General features: G+C 69.1%; 15 protein-coding genes. 6 read left to right on the top strand and 9 right to left on the bottom strand.

The window, feature by feature from the left end; all coding sequences use genetic code 11:
- Positions 1-6 precede the first annotated feature (6 nt).
- On the top strand, positions 7-1,566 hold the full coding sequence (locus OH799_RS01680; RefSeq protein WP_406274691.1) for a phytoene desaturase family protein: 1,560 nt from the start codon (positions 7-9) through the stop codon (positions 1,564-1,566).
- On the opposite strand, the gene OH799_RS01685 is transcribed toward OH799_RS01680, so the two are convergent.
- The 4 genes from OH799_RS01685 to OH799_RS01700 form a co-directional block, all read right to left on the bottom strand.
- The gene (locus OH799_RS01685; RefSeq protein WP_406274694.1) at positions 1,554-2,540 is read right to left on the bottom strand and encodes a zinc-binding dehydrogenase; all 987 of its coding nucleotides are present in this window, start codon (positions 2,538-2,540) and stop codon (positions 1,554-1,556) included. The genes OH799_RS01680 and OH799_RS01685 overlap by 13 nt on opposite strands.
- Positions 2,541-2,557: 17 nt before the next feature.
- Positions 2,558-2,980: an organic hydroperoxide resistance protein gene (locus tag OH799_RS01690; RefSeq protein WP_406274697.1), complete on the bottom strand. Its 423-nt coding sequence runs from the start codon at positions 2,978-2,980 to the stop codon at positions 2,558-2,560.
- Positions 2,981-2,982: 2 nt separating this feature from the next.
- The gene (locus OH799_RS01695; RefSeq protein ID WP_406274700.1) at positions 2,983-3,429 is read right to left on the bottom strand and encodes a MarR family winged helix-turn-helix transcriptional regulator; all 447 of its coding nucleotides are present in this window, start codon (positions 3,427-3,429) and stop codon (positions 2,983-2,985) included.
- 80 nt (positions 3,430-3,509) lie between these two features.
- Positions 3,510-4,298 (bottom strand): IclR family transcriptional regulator, encoded by a 789-nt coding sequence (locus tag OH799_RS01700; protein WP_406274703.1) that lies wholly within the window; start codon positions 4,296-4,298, stop codon positions 3,510-3,512.
- 86 nt (positions 4,299-4,384) lie between these two features.
- Here OH799_RS01700 and hutH point away from each other — a divergent pair, with 86 nt between their 5' ends.
- From hutH to hutI, 4 genes are read left to right on the top strand one after another with little or no spacing between them, the layout of a single operon-like run.
- A complete protein-coding gene (hutH, locus tag OH799_RS01705) occupies positions 4,385-5,929 on the top strand; it encodes a histidine ammonia-lyase (protein WP_406274706.1) in 1,545 nt (514 codons plus the stop codon).
- A 14-nt stretch (positions 5,930-5,943) separates the two neighbouring features.
- On the top strand, positions 5,944-7,674 hold the full coding sequence (hutU, locus tag OH799_RS01710; RefSeq protein ID WP_406274709.1) for a urocanate hydratase: 1,731 nt from the start codon (positions 5,944-5,946) through the stop codon (positions 7,672-7,674).
- The gene (locus tag OH799_RS01715; RefSeq protein WP_406274712.1) at positions 7,671-9,026 is read left to right on the top strand and encodes a formimidoylglutamate deiminase; all 1,356 of its coding nucleotides are present in this window, start codon (positions 7,671-7,673) and stop codon (positions 9,024-9,026) included. Before hutU ends, OH799_RS01715 begins: the two co-directional genes overlap by 4 nt.
- Positions 9,014-10,174, top strand: a complete 1,161-nt coding sequence (gene hutI, locus OH799_RS01720; protein ID WP_406274715.1) for an imidazolonepropionase — start codon at positions 9,014-9,016, stop codon at positions 10,172-10,174. Before OH799_RS01715 ends, hutI begins: the two co-directional genes overlap by 13 nt.
- Before the next feature lie 62 nt (positions 10,175-10,236).
- On the opposite strand, the gene OH799_RS01725 is transcribed toward hutI, so the two are convergent.
- The 3 genes from OH799_RS01725 to OH799_RS01735 form a co-directional block, all read right to left on the bottom strand.
- Positions 10,237-11,361 carry a PQQ-dependent sugar dehydrogenase gene (locus tag OH799_RS01725; RefSeq protein ID WP_406274718.1) on the bottom strand — a complete coding sequence of 375 codons (1,125 nt, stop codon included), beginning with the start codon at positions 11,359-11,361 and terminating at the stop codon, positions 10,237-10,239.
- Between the two features lie 219 nt (positions 11,362-11,580).
- Positions 11,581-12,501: a dienelactone hydrolase family protein gene (locus OH799_RS01730; protein WP_406274721.1), complete on the bottom strand. Its 921-nt coding sequence runs from the start codon at positions 12,499-12,501 to the stop codon at positions 11,581-11,583.
- Between the two features lie 58 nt (positions 12,502-12,559).
- Positions 12,560-12,967, bottom strand: a complete 408-nt coding sequence (locus tag OH799_RS01735) for a hypothetical protein (RefSeq protein WP_406274724.1) — start codon at positions 12,965-12,967, stop codon at positions 12,560-12,562.
- Positions 12,968-13,447: 480 nt separating this feature from the next.
- Here OH799_RS01735 and OH799_RS01740 point away from each other — a divergent pair, with 480 nt between their 5' ends.
- Entirely contained in the window at positions 13,448-13,954 is a 507-nt protein-coding gene (locus OH799_RS01740; RefSeq protein WP_406274727.1) for a gluconokinase, read from the top strand.
- Between the two features lie 143 nt (positions 13,955-14,097).
- On the opposite strand, the gene OH799_RS01745 is transcribed toward OH799_RS01740, so the two are convergent.
- The gene (locus OH799_RS01745; protein ID WP_406274730.1) at positions 14,098-14,889 is read right to left on the bottom strand and encodes a M50 family metallopeptidase; all 792 of its coding nucleotides are present in this window, start codon (positions 14,887-14,889) and stop codon (positions 14,098-14,100) included.
- Positions 14,890-15,175: 286 nt separating this feature from the next.
- Positions 15,176-16,771: a serine/threonine-protein kinase gene (locus OH799_RS01750; RefSeq protein ID WP_406274733.1), complete on the bottom strand. Its 1,596-nt coding sequence runs from the start codon at positions 16,769-16,771 to the stop codon at positions 15,176-15,178.
- Positions 16,772-16,819 lie beyond the last annotated feature (48 nt).

Raw genomic sequence — 16,819 nt, forward strand, 5'->3', positions numbered from 1 at the left:
GGACGGATGAAGCCGACACGGTCGTTCTACGATGTCGTGATCGTCGGCGGTGGCCATAACGGGTTGGTGGCCGCCGCGTACCTGGCGCGGGCCGGGCGGTCGGTGCTGCTGCTCGAGCGTCTGCCGCATACCGGTGGCGCCGCAGTGTCGGAGCGGGTGTTCGCGGGCGTCGACGCGCGGCTGTCGCGGTACTCGTATCTGGTGAGCCTGCTGCCGCGACAGATCGTGGACGAGCTGGGGCTGCGGTTCACGACACGGCGCAGGCATATCTCGTCGTATACGCCGGTCGGCGACGGTGGCCTGCTCGTTTCCGGGTCGCCGGAGCGAACCAGGGCGAGTTTCAGGCTGCTCACCGGGTCGGATCGGGATTTCCTTGCGTGGCGGCGTTTCTACGGCGCCACGCGGCGGCTGGCGCAACGCATATTCCCGACATTGACGCAGCCGCTGCCGTCCAGGGCGGCGCTGCGAGCTGCCGTGGACGACGCTGCGACTTGGGAGGCGCTGTTCGAGCGTCCGCTGGGGGAGGCGATCGAGTCGACGTTCCGCGACGATATCGTGCGCGGTGTGGTGCTCACCGACGCGTTGATCGGTACGTTCACCCATGCGCAGGATCCGTCGCTGCGGCAGAACCGCTGCTTTCTTTACCACGTGATCGGCGGCGGCACCGGCGACTGGGACGTGCCCGTCGGGGGTATGGGCGCGCTCACCGACGCGCTGGCCGAGGCGGCGTGCTCGGCGGGCGCCGAGATCGTCACCGAATGCGAGGTGACTGACCTCGAAACTGATGGCAGCACAGCCGAAGTCAGCTATCTGGACGGAACGGTCGGTGCGCGTCACGTGCTCGTCAACGCCGCACCGTACACGCTCGCGGAGTTGCTCGGCACGCCACTACCGCCGAAACCACAAGGCGCGCAGCTCAAGATGAACATGTTGCTGCGCCGGTTGCCACGATTGCGTGACACCGAAACCGATCCGCGCGAGGCGTTTGCGGGAACTTTTCACATCGGCGAGTCGTACGCGCGACTCGACCAGGCATACGGCGAGGCGGCGATCGGCCGCGTACCGTCTGCGCCGCCCGCGGAGATCTACTGTCACACATTGACCGACCCGTCGGTCCTTTCCGCGGATCTGACCGCGCGAGGCATGCACACCCTCACGTTGTTCGGTCTGCACACACCGGCGAGACTGTTCGCCGCCGATCCGGAGGGGGCGAAGGCGAAGGTGGTGAAAGCTACGCTTGCGCAATTGGATTCGGTGCTGGCCGAACCGATCGCCGACTGCTTGGCGACGGACCGGTACGGCGAGCCGTGTCTGGAGGCGAAGACCCCGCTCGAGCTGGAGCGTGAGATCGGCCTGCCTGGTGGCCACATCTTCCACCGGGATCTGGCCTTCCCCTACCTACCGGAGGCGGCCGATCCGGCTGACCCCGCCGCCCGGTGGGGTGTATCGACCAGCCATCGCAACGTCTTTCTCTGCGGTGCTGGGGCTATCCGCGGCGGCGGGGTCAGCGGCATCCCGGGGCACAACGCCGCGATGGCCGTGCTCGACGTCGATCAGGCCCGCTGAGCCGACAGCGCGATCTTGGCGCTGCGCCCCGGCGTTTCGGTGGCGACCGCGGCGTCGGCCGCGGACTCCAGCGGGTAGGCGGTCTCGATGTTCAACCGCAGCTCGCCGCGGGCCGCGAGGTCGATCAGCTCGCCGATCAGCCGCCCTCGATGCTCGGCGCCGATCTGCTCGATCCGCTTGGCACCCCAAAAGCCTTTGACCACAGCCTGTTTGAAGATGAGGCTGCCGGAATCGAGCGACAGCGGCTTGCCCGACAGCGCGCCGAAGATGATCAGGTGCCCGTTCGGCGCGAGTAGCACCAGCTCGTCGGCGCCGGCGCGACCGCCTACCTGGTCGACGGCACGCGCGATGGGCGCGCCCGAGGTGACGGTCTCGACCCGCGCGCGCCAGTCCGCGCTTTCGGTGTCGAGCACCGGTTCGTAGTCGAGCTCACGCAGCGCCGCGACCGAAGCGGGGCCCCGCACCAGGTTGAGCACGTGCAGACCGCGTTGCCTGCCGAAGACGTTGACCAGCCTGCCGACCGCGCCGTTGGCGGCGTTGATCACCAGCCATTCGCCCGGCTGCAGGGCGAGGTCTTCCACCAGCATCAGCGCGCTCAGCGGCATGGCGAGTAGCTGGGCCGCGGTTTCGTCGGACACTGCGTCCGGCACCGGAACCACCTGTCCGGCCGGGACAACGAAGCACTCCGCCCACACGTTCTGTGCCCCGGACACCGTGACGCGTTGTCCGACGACGAGACCGGTGACGTCCGGCCCCACCGCGTCGACGCGCCCGACGGCCTCGGTGCCCGGAATCGCGGGCAGCGGCGGCCGGTAGCCGTACACGCCGCGCACAATGGCCAGGTCGTGATTGTGGATCGGCGCGAGGATCAGCTGGAGACGGACTTCGCCGGGACCTGGTTCGGGCACCGGCCGCTCTTCGGTGGTGAGTACGTCCTTCGGTTCGCCGAATCGTTCGATGACTACGGCACGCATGGTCGCTCCCTTCCCGATCAGTCCTCGGCGACGAGGACTTCGACGTCGATGTTGCCACGGGTCGCGTTCGAGTACGGGCACACCTGGTGTGCCTTGTTCGCGAGTGCCTGTGCGTCCTGCCTGGACAAATGGGGGAGCGAGACCTCGAGGGTGACCGTGAGCCCGAACCCGCCCGCATCGTTGGGGCCGATGCCGACCTTGGCGCCGACCGCGGAGTCGTCGATATTCGCCTCGGCCTGTTTGCCGACCAGGCGCAGCGCCGAATGGAAACAGGCCGCGTAGCCCGCCGCGAACAGCTGCTCGGGGTTGGTGCCTTCGCCGTCGCCGCCCAGCTCCTTAGGGGCAGACAAGTCTACGTCGACCTTGCCGTCCGTGGTGCGGGCGTGCCCGTTGCGGCCGTCGCCGGTCGCCAAGGCCTCGGCGGTGTACAGGATCTGCATGTCTACTCTCTTTCGTTCAGCTGGGACATCAGCGAATGCGTCAGTCGTCGCAATGTTTCGCGCAGCGCGAGGAACTCGTCCTGGGACAGGCCCACGGCCTCGGCCATCTGGGTCGGGATGTCGCCCGCCTCGGCCCGCAGCGCGCGCCCACGTTCGGTTAGCTGGATATCCACGCGACGTTCGTCGGCCGCCGACCGGTGCCGCTCGACCAGTCCTGCCCCCTCCAGCCGCTTGAGCAGCGGGGAGAGCGTGCCGGAATCCAGGGCGAGTGCGTGGCAGACCTCGCCGACACTGCGTCCGTCGCGTTCCCACAGTGCCAGCATCACCAGGTACTGCGGGTACGTGAGCCCGAGCCGTTCCAGCTTCGGGCGGTAGACCGCGGTCATCGCCCGGGACGCCGCGTAGAGCGGGAAGCAAAGCTGCTCGTCGAGGGTGAGGTGATCGGTCATGTCGATAAACGTAGTGGACAACTATATTGTGCACAATAGATATGTCGGTGGCGCTGGTCACATGACGCGCACCGTCAGCGTCAATTCCCGTCCGGCAACCCGCCGATGCGGTGCGTGAGGATGGTCGCGGTGGCCCGGACCTGGGTGGCGAGCGACGTCCAGTCGGCGGAGCACGGCCTGGATGCGCAGTGGTGGCGGAAGGTGACGCTGATCGCGGCGATCGGGCGGTGATTGTGGTCGAAAACGGGATAGGCGACGGACGCGAAGCCGGGGGTGACGTGGCCATCTTCGCAGGCCCAGCCGCGGCGGCGGTCGGTGGCGAGCGTCGTGCGCAATGCGGCGAGGGTGATTGGACCGCGGTCGGTCCGGTGCACGAACGCCGCCGCGGACGGGAACAGAGCGCGGACCTGGGCGGCAGGCAGATGGGCCAGGATTGCGCGGCCGGAGGCGGTCAGGTGCGCGGGCAGCCGGACGCCGACACCGGTGACCAGTGTCTCCGGACGTCCGGGCTGCTCCTTCATCAGATACAGCAACTCGTTGCCGTGCAGAACGCCTAGGTGGGCGGTGTGGCCGACACGCTCCACCAGACTGCGCAGCAGTGGGTGAGCAAGGCGCTCCAACGGATCGTGGCGCAGATAGGCGGAACCGAGTTCGACGGCGGCGATGCCGAGGCCGTAGCGGCGCTCGGTGGGCAGCCGGGTGACGAACCGGGCCGTTTCCAACTCAGCGAGCAGGTGGTAGGTGGTGGAGCGTGGAAGGCCGAGTTCGCGGGCGATGGCCGTGGCGGAAATCGGCCCGGCTCGGCTCGCTAGTAGCTGCAGCACGGCGAGCCCGCGGCGCAACGCCGGGACGTCGCTGCTCGTTCCCACACTCTCTCCTCGGTATGTCTGGGATCTCAGACGAAATCGGCCGCAGCCTCATTCTGCACCGACTGTCGCGGCGGTGGAATGGACCCATGCCGGACACTGCGCAACCACCGATCGTGGACTTCGACGGGCCGCTCACCCGGGATGGGGTCGTCGCGGTCGCGCGGCACGGCGCGAAGGTCCGTCTGAGTCCGGCGGCGCTGCGGCGGCTGGCCGCCGCGCGCGACCATGTCGATGCGCTCGCGGCGGGCTCCCTCCCGACCTACGGGGTCTCCACCGGATTCGGTGCGTTGGCGATTCGCTATATCCCGCCGGAGCGGCGCACCGCGTTGCAGCGGTCGCTGATCCGCTCACACGCGGCCGGGGCGGGCGCGGCCGTGGAGCGCGAGGTGGTGCGCGCGCTGATGGTGCTGCGCCTGCGTACGCTCGCCACCGGCCACACCGGTGCGCGGCCCGCGACGGCGGAGGCGTTGGTCGCCTTGCTCAACGCGGGCCTCACGCCGGTGGTGCACGAGTACGGCTCGCTCGGATGCTCCGGCGATCTCGCGCCGCTGGCCGCGGTGGCGCTGACGCTCATGGGCGAGGGCACTGTGACCGACGACACCGGTGTGCTAGTGGACGCTTGTAATGCGTTGCGGACCAACGGAATCGGGCCGGTCACCCTGGCTGAGAAGGAGGGCCTGGCGCTGACCAACGGCACCGACGGCATGCTCGGCATGCTGGTGCTCGGCCTGGCCGACCTGCGCACTCTGCTGGACGTCGCGGACATCACTGCCGCGATGAGTGTCGAAGCCCTGCTCGGCACCGATCGCGTGTTCGCCGCGGACCTGCAGGCGCTGCGCCCACATCCCGGCCAGGCGCACTCGGCGGCGCGGATGCGCGCCGCCCTGGCCGGATCGGAGATCGTCGCGAGCCATCGTGGCCCCGAATGCCACCGGGTCCAGGACGCCTATTCGCTGCGCTGCGCCCCGCAGGTGCACGGCGCCGCGCGCGACACGGTGGCCCACGCCGAAACGGTCGCCGATCGTGAACTCGCCTCGGCCATCGACAATCCGGTGGTGCTCGGCGACGGACGGCTGGAGTCCAACGGCAACTTCCACGGTGCACCCCTGGCCTATGTGCTCGATTTCCTCGCGATCCCGGTCGCCGACGTGGCGAGCATGGCCGAGCGCCGCACCGACCGCATGCTGGATGTCGCGCGCTCGCACGGCCTGCCTGCCTTCCTCGCCGCCGATCCTGGCGTCGACTCCGGCCACATGATCGCCCAGTACACCCAGGCGGCCGTGGTTTCCGAGCTCAAACGCCTCGCTGTGCCCGCGTCCGTGGACTCGATCCCGAGCAGTGCGATGCAGGAGGACCACGTTTCGATGGGGTGGTCGGCGGCCCGCAAGCTACGCACGGCGATCGATGGTCTGACCACGGTGCTCGCGATCGAATACCTCACCGCGGCGCGGGCCCTGGACTGCCGTGCTCCGCTGCGTCCAGCTCCTGTCACCGCCGCGGCCGTGGCCCTGCTGCGCACTCGAGTCGACGGCCTCGGCCCCGACCGTCATCTCGCTCCCGAAATCGCCACCGCCGAATCCCTCTTGCGCACCGGAGCTTTCACCCGAACCGTCACGCCCGATCTCACCTGATGCGGAGGACCACCATGACCACGCCGCCCCGGACACCGCCGAGCGACACATCGTCGCGCGACAGATCGTCGATTGGGCACTCGTCGCGGTCGGCACCCAGGGTGGTGCGGGCGGCTCGGGGCACTGGACGCACGGCCAGGAACTGGCAGACCGAGGCCGCGCTGCGCATGTTGCACAACAATCTCGATCCCGATGTCGCGGAACGTCCGCAGGACCTGGTCGTGTACGGCGGAACCGGGAAGGCCGCGCGGGATTGGGCCAGTTTCGATGCGATCACGCGCTGTCTCACGACTCTGGCGGATGACGAAACGCTGCTGGTGCAGTCGGGTAAGCCGGTCGGCGTGTTCCGCACGCACGAGTGGGCGCCGCGCGTGCTGATCGCCAACTCGAATCTCGTCGGGGACTGGGCCAACTGGCCGGAGTTCCGCAGACTCGAGGCGCTCGGGCTGACCATGTACGGCCAGATGACGGCGGGCTCATGGATCTACATCGGTACCCAGGGCATCCTGCAGGGCACCTACGAGACATTCGCCGCTATCGCCGACAAGCGGTTCGGCGGGAGCCTCGCGGGAACGCTGACCCTGACCGCGGGACTCGGTGGCATGGGCGGCGCGCAACCGCTGGCGGTCACCATGAACGGCGGTGTGGCGCTGGTCGTCGACTGCGACCCGGTGCGCGCGGGACGACGCCTGCGGGACCGCTACCTGGACGAGATCGCTACCGACATCGATGATGCGGTGGCCAGGGTTCGCGCCGCCCGCGGCCAGCGAAAGGCGTTGTCCGTCGGTCTGATCGGCAATGCCGCCGACGTTTTGCCGGAGCTGCTCAGCCGTGGGTTCGACCCGGACATCGTCACCGATCAGACCTCGGCGCACGACCCGCTGTCCTATCTGCCGCGTGGTGTCGCGGTCGAGGACTGGTCGGACTACGCGGTGAACAAGTCCGACGAATTCACCGACCGCGCACGGGAGTCCATGGCCGACCACGTCGGCGCCATGCTCGGCTTCCTGGACGCGGGCGCGGAGGTGTTCGACTACGGCAACTCGCTGCGTGGCGAGGCCGCGCTCGGGGGGTGCGACCGGGCGTTCGACTATCCGGGGTTCGTTCCCGCGTACATCCGTCCGCTGTTCTGCGCGGGCAAGGGACCGTTCCGCTGGGTTGCGTTGTCCGGAGACCCGGCCGACATCGCGGCCACCGATCGTGCTGTCCTGGAACTGTTCCCCCAGAACGAATCTCTGCGCCGCTGGATCGAGATGGCCGGTGCGTGCGTGGCCTTCCAAGGGCTGCCCGCGCGAATCTGCTGGCTCGGCTACGGCGAGCGGCACCTGGCCGGACTGCGCTTCAACGAGATGGTGGCCTCGGGCGAACTCCGGGCGCCGGTCGTGATCGGGCGGGACCACCTGGACTCCGGGAGTGTCGCCTCGCCCTACCGAGAGACCGAGTCGATGGCCGACGGCTCGGACCCGATCGCCGACTGGCCCCTGTTGAACGCGCTGCTCAACACGGCTTCCGGCGCGAGCTGGGTGTCCATCCACCACGGCGGCGGCGTCGGGATGGGTCGCTCGCTGCATGCGGGACAGGTGTGTGTGGCCGACGGAACGCCACTGGCGGCGCAGAAGCTCGAGCGGGTGCTGACCAACGATCCGGGCACCGGAGTAATCCGTCACGTGGACGCCGGCTACGTGAGTGCCAGCGACATCGCCGTACAGCATGGCGTGCGAATTCCGATGCGGGAGAACGCGTGACCGGCAAGGACGCGGGCGGTGCGGATCGCGTACCCGCGAGCAGCGCGACGAACGTGTACTGGGCCCAGTACGCCTGGCTCCCGGACGGGCTCGCCGCGGATGTCGCCATCGAGGTCGATGGATCGACGATCCGTTCGGTGGCCAGTGGTGCGGGTCGGCGCGGAAAACTCTTGCACGGGTTGACGATTCCCGGGTTCGCCAACGCGCACTCGCACGCCTTCCACCGTGCCCTGCGCGGTCGCACGCAGCACGAGCGCGGCTCCTTCTGGACCTGGCGGGACCGGATGTATATCGTCGCCGCATCGCTGGATCCCGACTCCTGCTACCGGCTCGCCCGCGCGGTGTACGCCGAGATGGTGCTGGCCGGGTATACCAGCGTCGGCGAATTCCATTACCTGCACCACGCGCCCGGAGGCAGACGCTACACGGACCCGAACGTGATGAGCGCGGCGCTCGTCGCAGCCGCCGACGATGCCGGCATTCGGCTCACGGTGCTCGACACGTGTTATCTCACTGGGGAATTCGGGATGCCGCTCGGTGAGCATCAGCTTCGGTTCGGTGACGGCGACGTGGGCGCCTGGGCCGAGCGGGCCGCCGCATTCATGCCGGAACCGGGCTTGGTGCGGACCGGCGTAGCCGTGCATTCGGTGCGCACCGTGCCGCGCGCCGCACTCGGCGTGGTCGCGGAGCAGGCGGCCGGGCGCCCGGTCCACGTGCACCTATCCGAACAGCCTGCCGAAAACCGCTATTGTCTGGCCTTTTACGGTCGCACCCCGACGGAGTTGCTGGCCGCGGCGGGCGTGCTCGGTGCGCGTGCGGTCGCCGTGCACGCCACCCACCTCTCCGCCACCGACATTCGTGTGCTCGCAGAAACCGGTGCGCGTGTGTGCTTCTGCCCGACCACTGAGCGCGACCTGGGTGACGGCATCGGGCCCGCCCGGGCGCTGTTCGACGCGGGTGTGGGACTGTGCCTGGGCAGCGACAGTCACGCCACCGTGGACGCGTTCGAGGAGTGGCGGGCGCTCGAGCTTCACGAGCGGCTGGTGAGCCACACTCGCGGCCGCTTCACCCTTGCGCAGTTATATTGCGCGGCAACGGATCACGCTGCGATCGGCTGGCCCGAGTGCGGCCGGATCGCACCGGGTGCCGCCGCCGACCTTGTCACCGTCGACCTCGACTCGATTCGCACCGCGGGAACCGCCCCCGCCGCCGCGCTCTTCGCCACCACCGCCGGCGACGTACGTGAGGTGCTGGTCGCCGGACGTCCCGTCGTATCCGACCACCACCACCTGCTGTTGCCTCGCCCGGAAAATTTGCTGTGCGAGGAAATCGAGGCGCTATGGCGATCCTGATCACCGGCATCAGCGAGCTCACGACCAACGTCGAGGACGGCCCGGTGCGCAACGCCGCGGTCGTGCTCGAGGGGGGCCGTTTCGCCTTTGTCGGGTCGGCCGCCGCGGCCCCCGCCGCTGACGAGAAGGTCGACGTCGGCGGCCGCGCCGCGCTGCCCGGCTGGGTGGACAGCCACAGCCACCTGGTCTTCGCCGGAGACCGGACCGCCGAATTCGAAGCCAGGATGGCTGGGCTCCCTTACCGGGCCGGTGGCATCGCCACCACCGTCGCCGCGACCCGCGAGGCCACCGACGACGATCTGGTCGCCAACCTCGCTCGCCATCTCGCGGAGGCAAGGCGCCAGGGCACCACCTGCCTGGAAACCAAGACCGGCTACGGCCTCCGTGTCGAGGACGAACTGCGCTCCGCCCGCATCGCCGCGGCTTCCGCCGACGAGGTGACCTATCTCGGTGCGCATCTGGTACCGACAGGCACGGACCCGGAGTCGTACGTGGACCTGGTGTGCGGTCCGATGCTCGACGCGGTGGCGCCGTATGTGCGCTGGGCCGATGTATTTTGTGAGACAGGCGCTTTCGACGAGCACCAGGCCGAACGGGTGCTCCGCGCCGCCGCTGCTCGCGGGCTCGGCCTGCGTGTACACGGCAATCAGCTCGGCTACGGCCCCGGCGTCCAACTAGCGGTGCGTCTGGGCGCGGCGAGTGTGGACCATTGCACCTATCTCGCCACCGACGACATCGAGGCGTTGGCCGCGTCGAACACCGTCGCTACCCTCCTGCCCGCCTGCGACCTGTCCACCCGGCAGCCCCTTGCGCCCGCTCGCACCCTGCTGGACGCCGGCGCCACAGTCGCCTTGGCCACCAACGCCAATCCCGGCAGCTCGTACACCACCTCGATGGCCTTCTGCGTGGCGACCGCCGTTCTGCAGATGGGTCTGTCGGTGCCGGAGGCGGTGTACGCCGCGACCGCGGGCGGGGCAGCGGCGCTGCGTAGGGACGATGTCGGCTCGATCCGGGTCGGCGCCCGTGCGGATCTGCAGGTGCTGGACGCTCCGTCCGTCGCCCATCTGGCCTACCGCCCAGGAGTACCGCTGACTCCGGCTGTGTGGCGTTTCGGCAGGCGAGTGCCGCCGCAGCCGACTTTCGGCTGACCAGATCGGCGATCGGGGCCGACACGCGCGGTTACGGCGGACGGCAACGACACGAGTCCGGCTCAGCGGGCCGGGAACCGGAGGACGCGGTCGTCGCCACTGCCGACGTCGCCCCGGCCGTCGGTGTTGGAGGTGGTAAGCCACAGCGCACCGTCCGGCGCCACGGCCACGGTGCGCAATCGACCGTAGCGATCGCGCAATGCGGCCCGTGGCTCGCCAAGGCCGCCGGCCTGGAGTGGCACCGTCCAGAGCCGCCGGCCGCGCAGTGCGGCGACGTACAGGGTGTCTCCGGCGATCGCGATGCCCGAGGGGGAGGCTTCCGCGGTGGTCCAGGTGACGAGCGGATCGGTGTAGCCGCGATCGGCGCCGCCCGCGCCCTCGACGGCAGGCCAGCCGTAGTTGCGTCCCGGTTCGATCAGGTTGATCTCGTCGAACCGATCCTGGCCGAACTCGGACGCGAACAACCGGCCCGAGCGATCCCACGCGAGCCCCTGTACATTGCGGTGGCCACGACTGTATACCGGCGTACCGGGCGTCGGGTTGCCCGGCGCGGCGCGGCCTTCAGGGGTCATGCGCAGGATCTTGCCGTTGAGGCTCGCCGGGTCCTGTGACCGGGCGCTCTGCCCGGCGTCACCGGTTCCGGCGTAGAGCATGCCGTCCGGCCCGAACGCGATCCGCCCGCCATCGTGGTTGCCTGCTTTCGCGATACCGGTGACGAGCACCTCCGGCGGCCCGTCGAGCCGGAATCGCACGATCCGGTTGTCCGTGTCGGCGGTGAAATAGGCGTAGACATAAAGCTTTTCGGCATAGTCCGGTGGGACGGCGAGCCCGAGCAGCCCGCCCTCGCCGCGTGCGGCGACGCCGGGTAGCTGGTACACCTGTTCCGGCGCCAGGCCGGGTGCCAGCCGCAGGATCCGTCCGGTGTTTCGCTCGGCCACCAGCGCGCTGCCTCCGGGTAGAAACGCCAGGCCCCACGGGACGTCGACGTAGCCTGCCACCTCCTCGGCAGCGTCGAGATCTGGTCGACCCGCCGGGGTGCTCGGTGCGGTGGTGCCGACGCCTGCCGAGCCGGGAAGATGGGTCGGTGCAGGTGTGGTGCCGCCGGCGCATGCCGCGACGGCGCCCGTGACCACAAGTGCGGCGATCGCCGCGCGCGGGCCTCGGTCGCGGGCGTTCACCTGTCTCATGCGTGTCCACCTTCGATGGTCTGCGGACGTCGAATCGTCCGTTGTCATCGACCACGGCCGATCCGCCTCGGCTTCGGCCTGGGCCGGTCCTGTTCGCGCGAACGCGGCCTCCTTTCGAGGACCCAGTTCACTGTGACGCACCTCCGCCCGTTCGCGCTATTGCCGACCGCGCAGCCGTGCCGCGGCGCTTGTGGCCCCTGCACAGTGGGCGGAATCGGGTCAGCCGAGGTAGGTGCCGTACCAGTCCAGTACGCGGCGCCAGGCTTCGGTGGCCGCCGTGGCGTTGTAGCGCGGGCCGGTGTCGTTGAAGAATGCGTGGTCGGCGTCCGGGGCGATGAAGATCTCGTGCGGATCGCCCGCACGAACCAGCGCCGCCTCGGCGGCCGGGCGGGAGGCGTTCACCCGGGTGTCGGCCGCCGCGTAGATGGCAAGCACGGCGGCCTTGGACGCGGACAGATCACCGTTGCCCGGGAACGGTCCGTAGAAGGGCGTTGCTGCGGAAAGCGGCGACGGCCCGGAGGCCAGCAGCAACCACACCAGGCCGCCGCCGAAGCAGAAGCCGGTCGTGCCGAGTTTCTTTCCCTCGACCCGCCGCTGCAGTTCATCGAGCCCGGACCGCAGGTCGGCCACGAACTGTTCCTGCGGGATGCGGCTCAGTTCGGCGGTCGCCGCGGCCGGATCAGTGAACGCGGCGGTGCCGCCCTGTGCGGAAAGCAGGTCGACCGCGAGCGCGGAGTATCCGGCACCCGCGAATCGCCCGGTCACCGAGCGGATGTGGTCGGTGAGGCCCTTGTTCTCGTGGATGACCAGCACCCCGCCGCGCGGCTGCGGTGCCGCCGCCCACGCGGCTTGTAGCTGCTTCCCGTCGGGTCCGCCGAACGTGATGGCAGTCGTGGTGGCCGCGGTGGCTGAGCCCGGCGGAGCCGACGGGGATGTGGGCGGCGGCGAGGGTGTCGCAGGCGAGGGCGCCGAATCGGTGATTCCGTTGTCACCGCCGGTACAAGCGGCGAGCAGCGCACCCGCGGCGGTGACCCCGAAGCCGAGCAGAGTCAACCGGCGCAACGCTTCCCGCCGGGTGAGGATGCCGTCGGCGTGGTCGATGGCGATCTCTTCTGCGATATAGCGCTGCAGCGGCGTCATGTGCCCAACCCTATGCCGGGTAGGTGCCCTGCCGCGCCCTTCGAGTCAACGACAAGGCTCACCCCAGAGTGAGCACTTTCGTCTGCCCGGATATGACGACATCGTCCTGACCGGTCAAGGCAACTCGCACCTGCACAACCTTGCCCGACTGCAGTGGCGCCTCGCCGTTGGCTCCCGCCAAGGGGACGGTGGCGACATGTTGGGTGCCGTCACAGATGAGGTCGTTCTGGTTGCCGGCGGCTGCAGGTTGTTCCGCGGTGGGTTCCCCCGCCATCGCCTGCAGGCGTGTCGCCCCGGCGGAGGCATCGCAGCTGTAGTTGACTCCGACGTTGCCCGGTTCGACACCAGCGATGTCGACAGCGTTGTCGGCGAGAGCGGGAGCAGCGGCCAACACCAGGGCGGCACCCATCGTTACGAAGACAGCCGCAGTGCGGGCAGAGCGCTGACAGTTCCGAGTAGTCATCATGGATCTTTTCCTCCTGAGTGGCGGATACGGATCGCTGAACACAACAGAAAAGAACGCGGCCCCCCATCTGACTGCACGAATCTATGGTCCAGCCTTCGGCCGCCCCGCGTGGGAGAACCGCACTAAATGGTGCGTCACGGAGGCCGATAGCCAAACGCTGATCGCTGCGCCTTCGGCAATCGCCGCGGCCTGGACCACCCCGAGCAACTCGAGTCGGGGGCGCCAAAGCCTGATTCGACATGTCCGGAGAAGTGACGAGGCGGAAGCCGCGCTCGTCATCGAGCCCGAGACCCTGCCTCGCGGGTTCCGGATCAGCCCGGGCAGCACCGACGCCAGGATGGTGGGCCTTATGGCGAGCATGCCGACGGTGTGGGGTGCGCTGCGTCGGTTGTCCAGATCTCCGCCGATAGTGTCGGTGTCCGATATGCCGGGCCGAACACTGGATCGGTCTGGTTCGGGACACCAGGGGAGGAGTTCGACATGCCGGCACGGGAAGGCGCACCGGTGATCGTGGTGATGGGAGTGTCGGGCTCCGGGAAGTCGACGCTCGGCACCCGGCTGGCCGATGTGCTCGGCGTCGAGTACGCCGAAGGGGACGACTTCCATCCGGCGGCGAATGTCGCGAAGATGGCGGCCGGGACGCCGCTGGACGACGCGGACCGGGCGCCCTGGCTGGACGCGGTGGCCGCGTGGATGGCCGAGCACACCGAGCAGGGGGGCGTGGTCAGCTGCTCGGCGCTCGAGCGCAGCTACCGAGACCGGTTGCGGGCGGGGGTTTCCGAGGCGTTCTTCGTGCATCTGGCCGCGCCGCGAACTGAACTCGCGCGCCGCATGACCGGGCGCCGCGGGCACTTCATGCCGCCGAGCCTGCTCGATTCGCAGCTGGCGGCGTTGGAGCCGTTGGCCGCCGACGAGAACGGCATCACGATCGACGCAACCCGCACACCAGAGGATCTGGTCACGGACGCGGTAGCGGCGCTGGGATAGCGGCACTTACAGACTATACGGTCGCCATGGAAGCATTAGGCAGCTGGCGAGCAGTGCCACGGCGGTGGATCCGATCGCGACCCGGAGGCTGGTCGCGGCGGCTATGACGCCACCGAGCGCGATGAAGGCGGTAGCGGCGCGGGTCAGCGCGCGGGGCAGGCGCCGGAGGACAACTGCGGAAGGCAGAGTTCGGCGATGTCGGAGACGAGCAGCCCCGCCCCGAGCAGCAGCGCACCCACCGCGATCGCGACGAACACCACCACCCACAGCAGGCCGGGCAGATGGGTGAGCCGGGCGAGCTGGTCGGCGTCGGAGTCGACGTCATGGTGCCGGGATCGCTGCTGCCGGGAGCGCCCGCGCTGGAGTTCGACCACCGGTCGCGCCCCGGCGAACAGCAGGAACCAGGCGCCCAGATAGGCGAAACCGGCTTGCAGCGTGTCGGTTCCGAACCACGACACGACGAAGACGGCGGCTCCGAGACCGAGCACGGTAATGCCGCCATAGATGTTCCTGATCTTGATCAGCAGCGCGGCGAGCAACGCTATGGCGGTCCAGAGCATCAATGTGATCCGGCTCGCGCCGAGTAGCGCCGCGAATCCCACACCGAGCAGTGGCGGTGCCGGATAGCCCGCCATCGTGGTAAGGATCATCCCCAGACCGTACGGTTTTCCGCTCGACACCGTGAGACCCGAAGTGTCCGAATGCAATCTGATGCTGTTGAGCCTGCGCCCGGTCAGCAGCGCGACCAGGGCGTGACCACCTTCGTGCGCGATGGTGACGATATTGCGAGTCAACCGCCAGATCGGGGTGTACCCCACCAGCATGAGCGCGGCCACCGCGGCGGCGGCGACCAGCCACCACGGCGGCTGTGCTTGGGTTGTCGTCAGACGGTCGGCGATGGAGGCACCGCGCTCGACAAATTCGGCTCTATCCACCGCCGCACCTTAACCGCCATCGGACGGCCGCGCTCACGGCGTGCCTTCCGGGCGGCGACCACCAGCCAAGACGGCGTCGTCGGCACGAAACGGCCTGAGTAGGCCGCCTCGGGTCGATGGATTGAGTCGTCCCAGCTCCCATCCCCAGCGACGGCACGCTCCATGAGGTGGAGGCAAGCCCGGTCTCCAGCGTGCATGCGCCCGGCTCTGTTTCTCACTCGCGCTGGAGCATCGCGTGTGGCGCTACCCGCCTGCGTACGAGGCTCTCGAAATGGGCGCCGCCGCACTAACCCTTGCGCAGCACGCCTTCGATGTTGCCGATGAAGCCGGAGGTGCTGTAAGACACCGAACCGTCCGGCAGCAGCTTGACGGTGGAGGCGGACCCGTTATCCAGGCAGTCGGCCGCACCGCCGGAAAGCCGCGCGACCAAGGCGATCTCGGTCTTGGTGGCGCTGGTCAGGGTTTCAGCGCGTTCACAGCGGCTACCGGACACCTTGCCGGTGTTCGACGACGCCGCGACTTCTTCGCCGACTTTTCCGTCCCGGATGGTCAGCACGATGTCGAACGACGCGAAGTTGTCGCGGGCAACCCCTTTCCATTCGCCGACTAACGCTTTCGGCACCTTCGAGGAGGGAGAACCGCTGACCGTCCGTGTGCCCGTGGAATCCGCTACGGCCGACGGGGAGCGGCCATCGGTCATCGCGTCGGAGCCGTTCGAGTCCTTGCTCCGCAGCTGGGCGCCGACCACGAACGAGGCAGCCGCGACCGCGATGCCGACTACGAGCGCCCCCGCGATCAACACGGCGCGGGCCGGGCGTGGTGTGGACGCTGGTGTGGCAGACCCTCCGCGCCACCCCTGCGTCGGCGCCGACCGTCCGGCGTCGCTACCCCGCGGATACTGCTGTTGGTGCGGTGGTGGCGTCGAGCGGACCACGGTATCGGCGGTTCGTGCGGGATCCGGCGGCCAGGGTTTCGGGGGCTCCGACCGGTCGACCGGTCCGGAGTCCAGGTCGAGCAGCTCTACCGCGCGCCTGCTGACCTCCTCGAGCGCAGGGGCCGGGAGCCAGCCGCCGCGATCGGGAATTCCTAGTGCCGTCAGCTCGGCGAGCAGCCGGTCCAGCGTCGGGCGTGCCGCGACATCTTTGGTCAGGCAGGCTGCCAGCAGCGGCCGCAGCCGTTCCGGTACATCATCGAGCTGCGGCTTCTCGTACACCACCCGCCAGAGCAGCTGCACGGTTTCGCCAACGCCGAACGGCCCGTGGCCGGTCGCCGCGAACACCAACACCCCGCCAAGCGCGAAGATGTCTGCCGGCGGGCCCACCGGATCGCCAGTCACCTGCTCCGGACACATGAATCCCGGTGAGCCGATGACCTTTCCGGTGGTGGTGAGCGCGCTGTCATCGACAGCGCGGGCGATGCCGAAATCGATCACCTTGGGACCGTCGAGGGCGAGGAGAACATTCGAGGGTTTGAGGTCGCGGTGCACCACGCCTGCCCCATGCACCGCCACCAGTGCCTCGACCAGCCCGTGCGCCAGCACGAGTATCGAGTTCTCGGTGAACGGACCGTAGTTGTCGACCGCGTCGGCCAGCGAGAACCCGGCCACATAACCCGTGGCCAGCCACGGCGGATCGGCGTCCACGTCGGCATCGAGCACCGGCGCGGTGAACCGTCCGCCGACCCGGCGTGCCGCGGTGACCTCGCGTCGGAAGCGCTCGCGGAATTCGGCATCGATCATGTCCGGGCGGATGACCTTGACCGCGACCGTGCGCCCGCCCGCGTTCCGCCCCAGATAGACCCGGCCCATGCCGCCCGCGCCGAGCAGGCCGAGCAGCCGGTATTCCCCGATCCGCGTCGGATCGTTCGCACCGAGCGGTTGCATCGCGCAGCTGGCTCCCTTCGAATGGGGTCGAACTTCCGAAAGGCTACT

The sequence above is a fragment of the Nocardia sp. NBC_00881 genome (genome assembly GCF_045207455.1).
Classification (GTDB): Bacteria; Actinomycetota; Actinomycetes; order Mycobacteriales; family Mycobacteriaceae; genus Nocardia.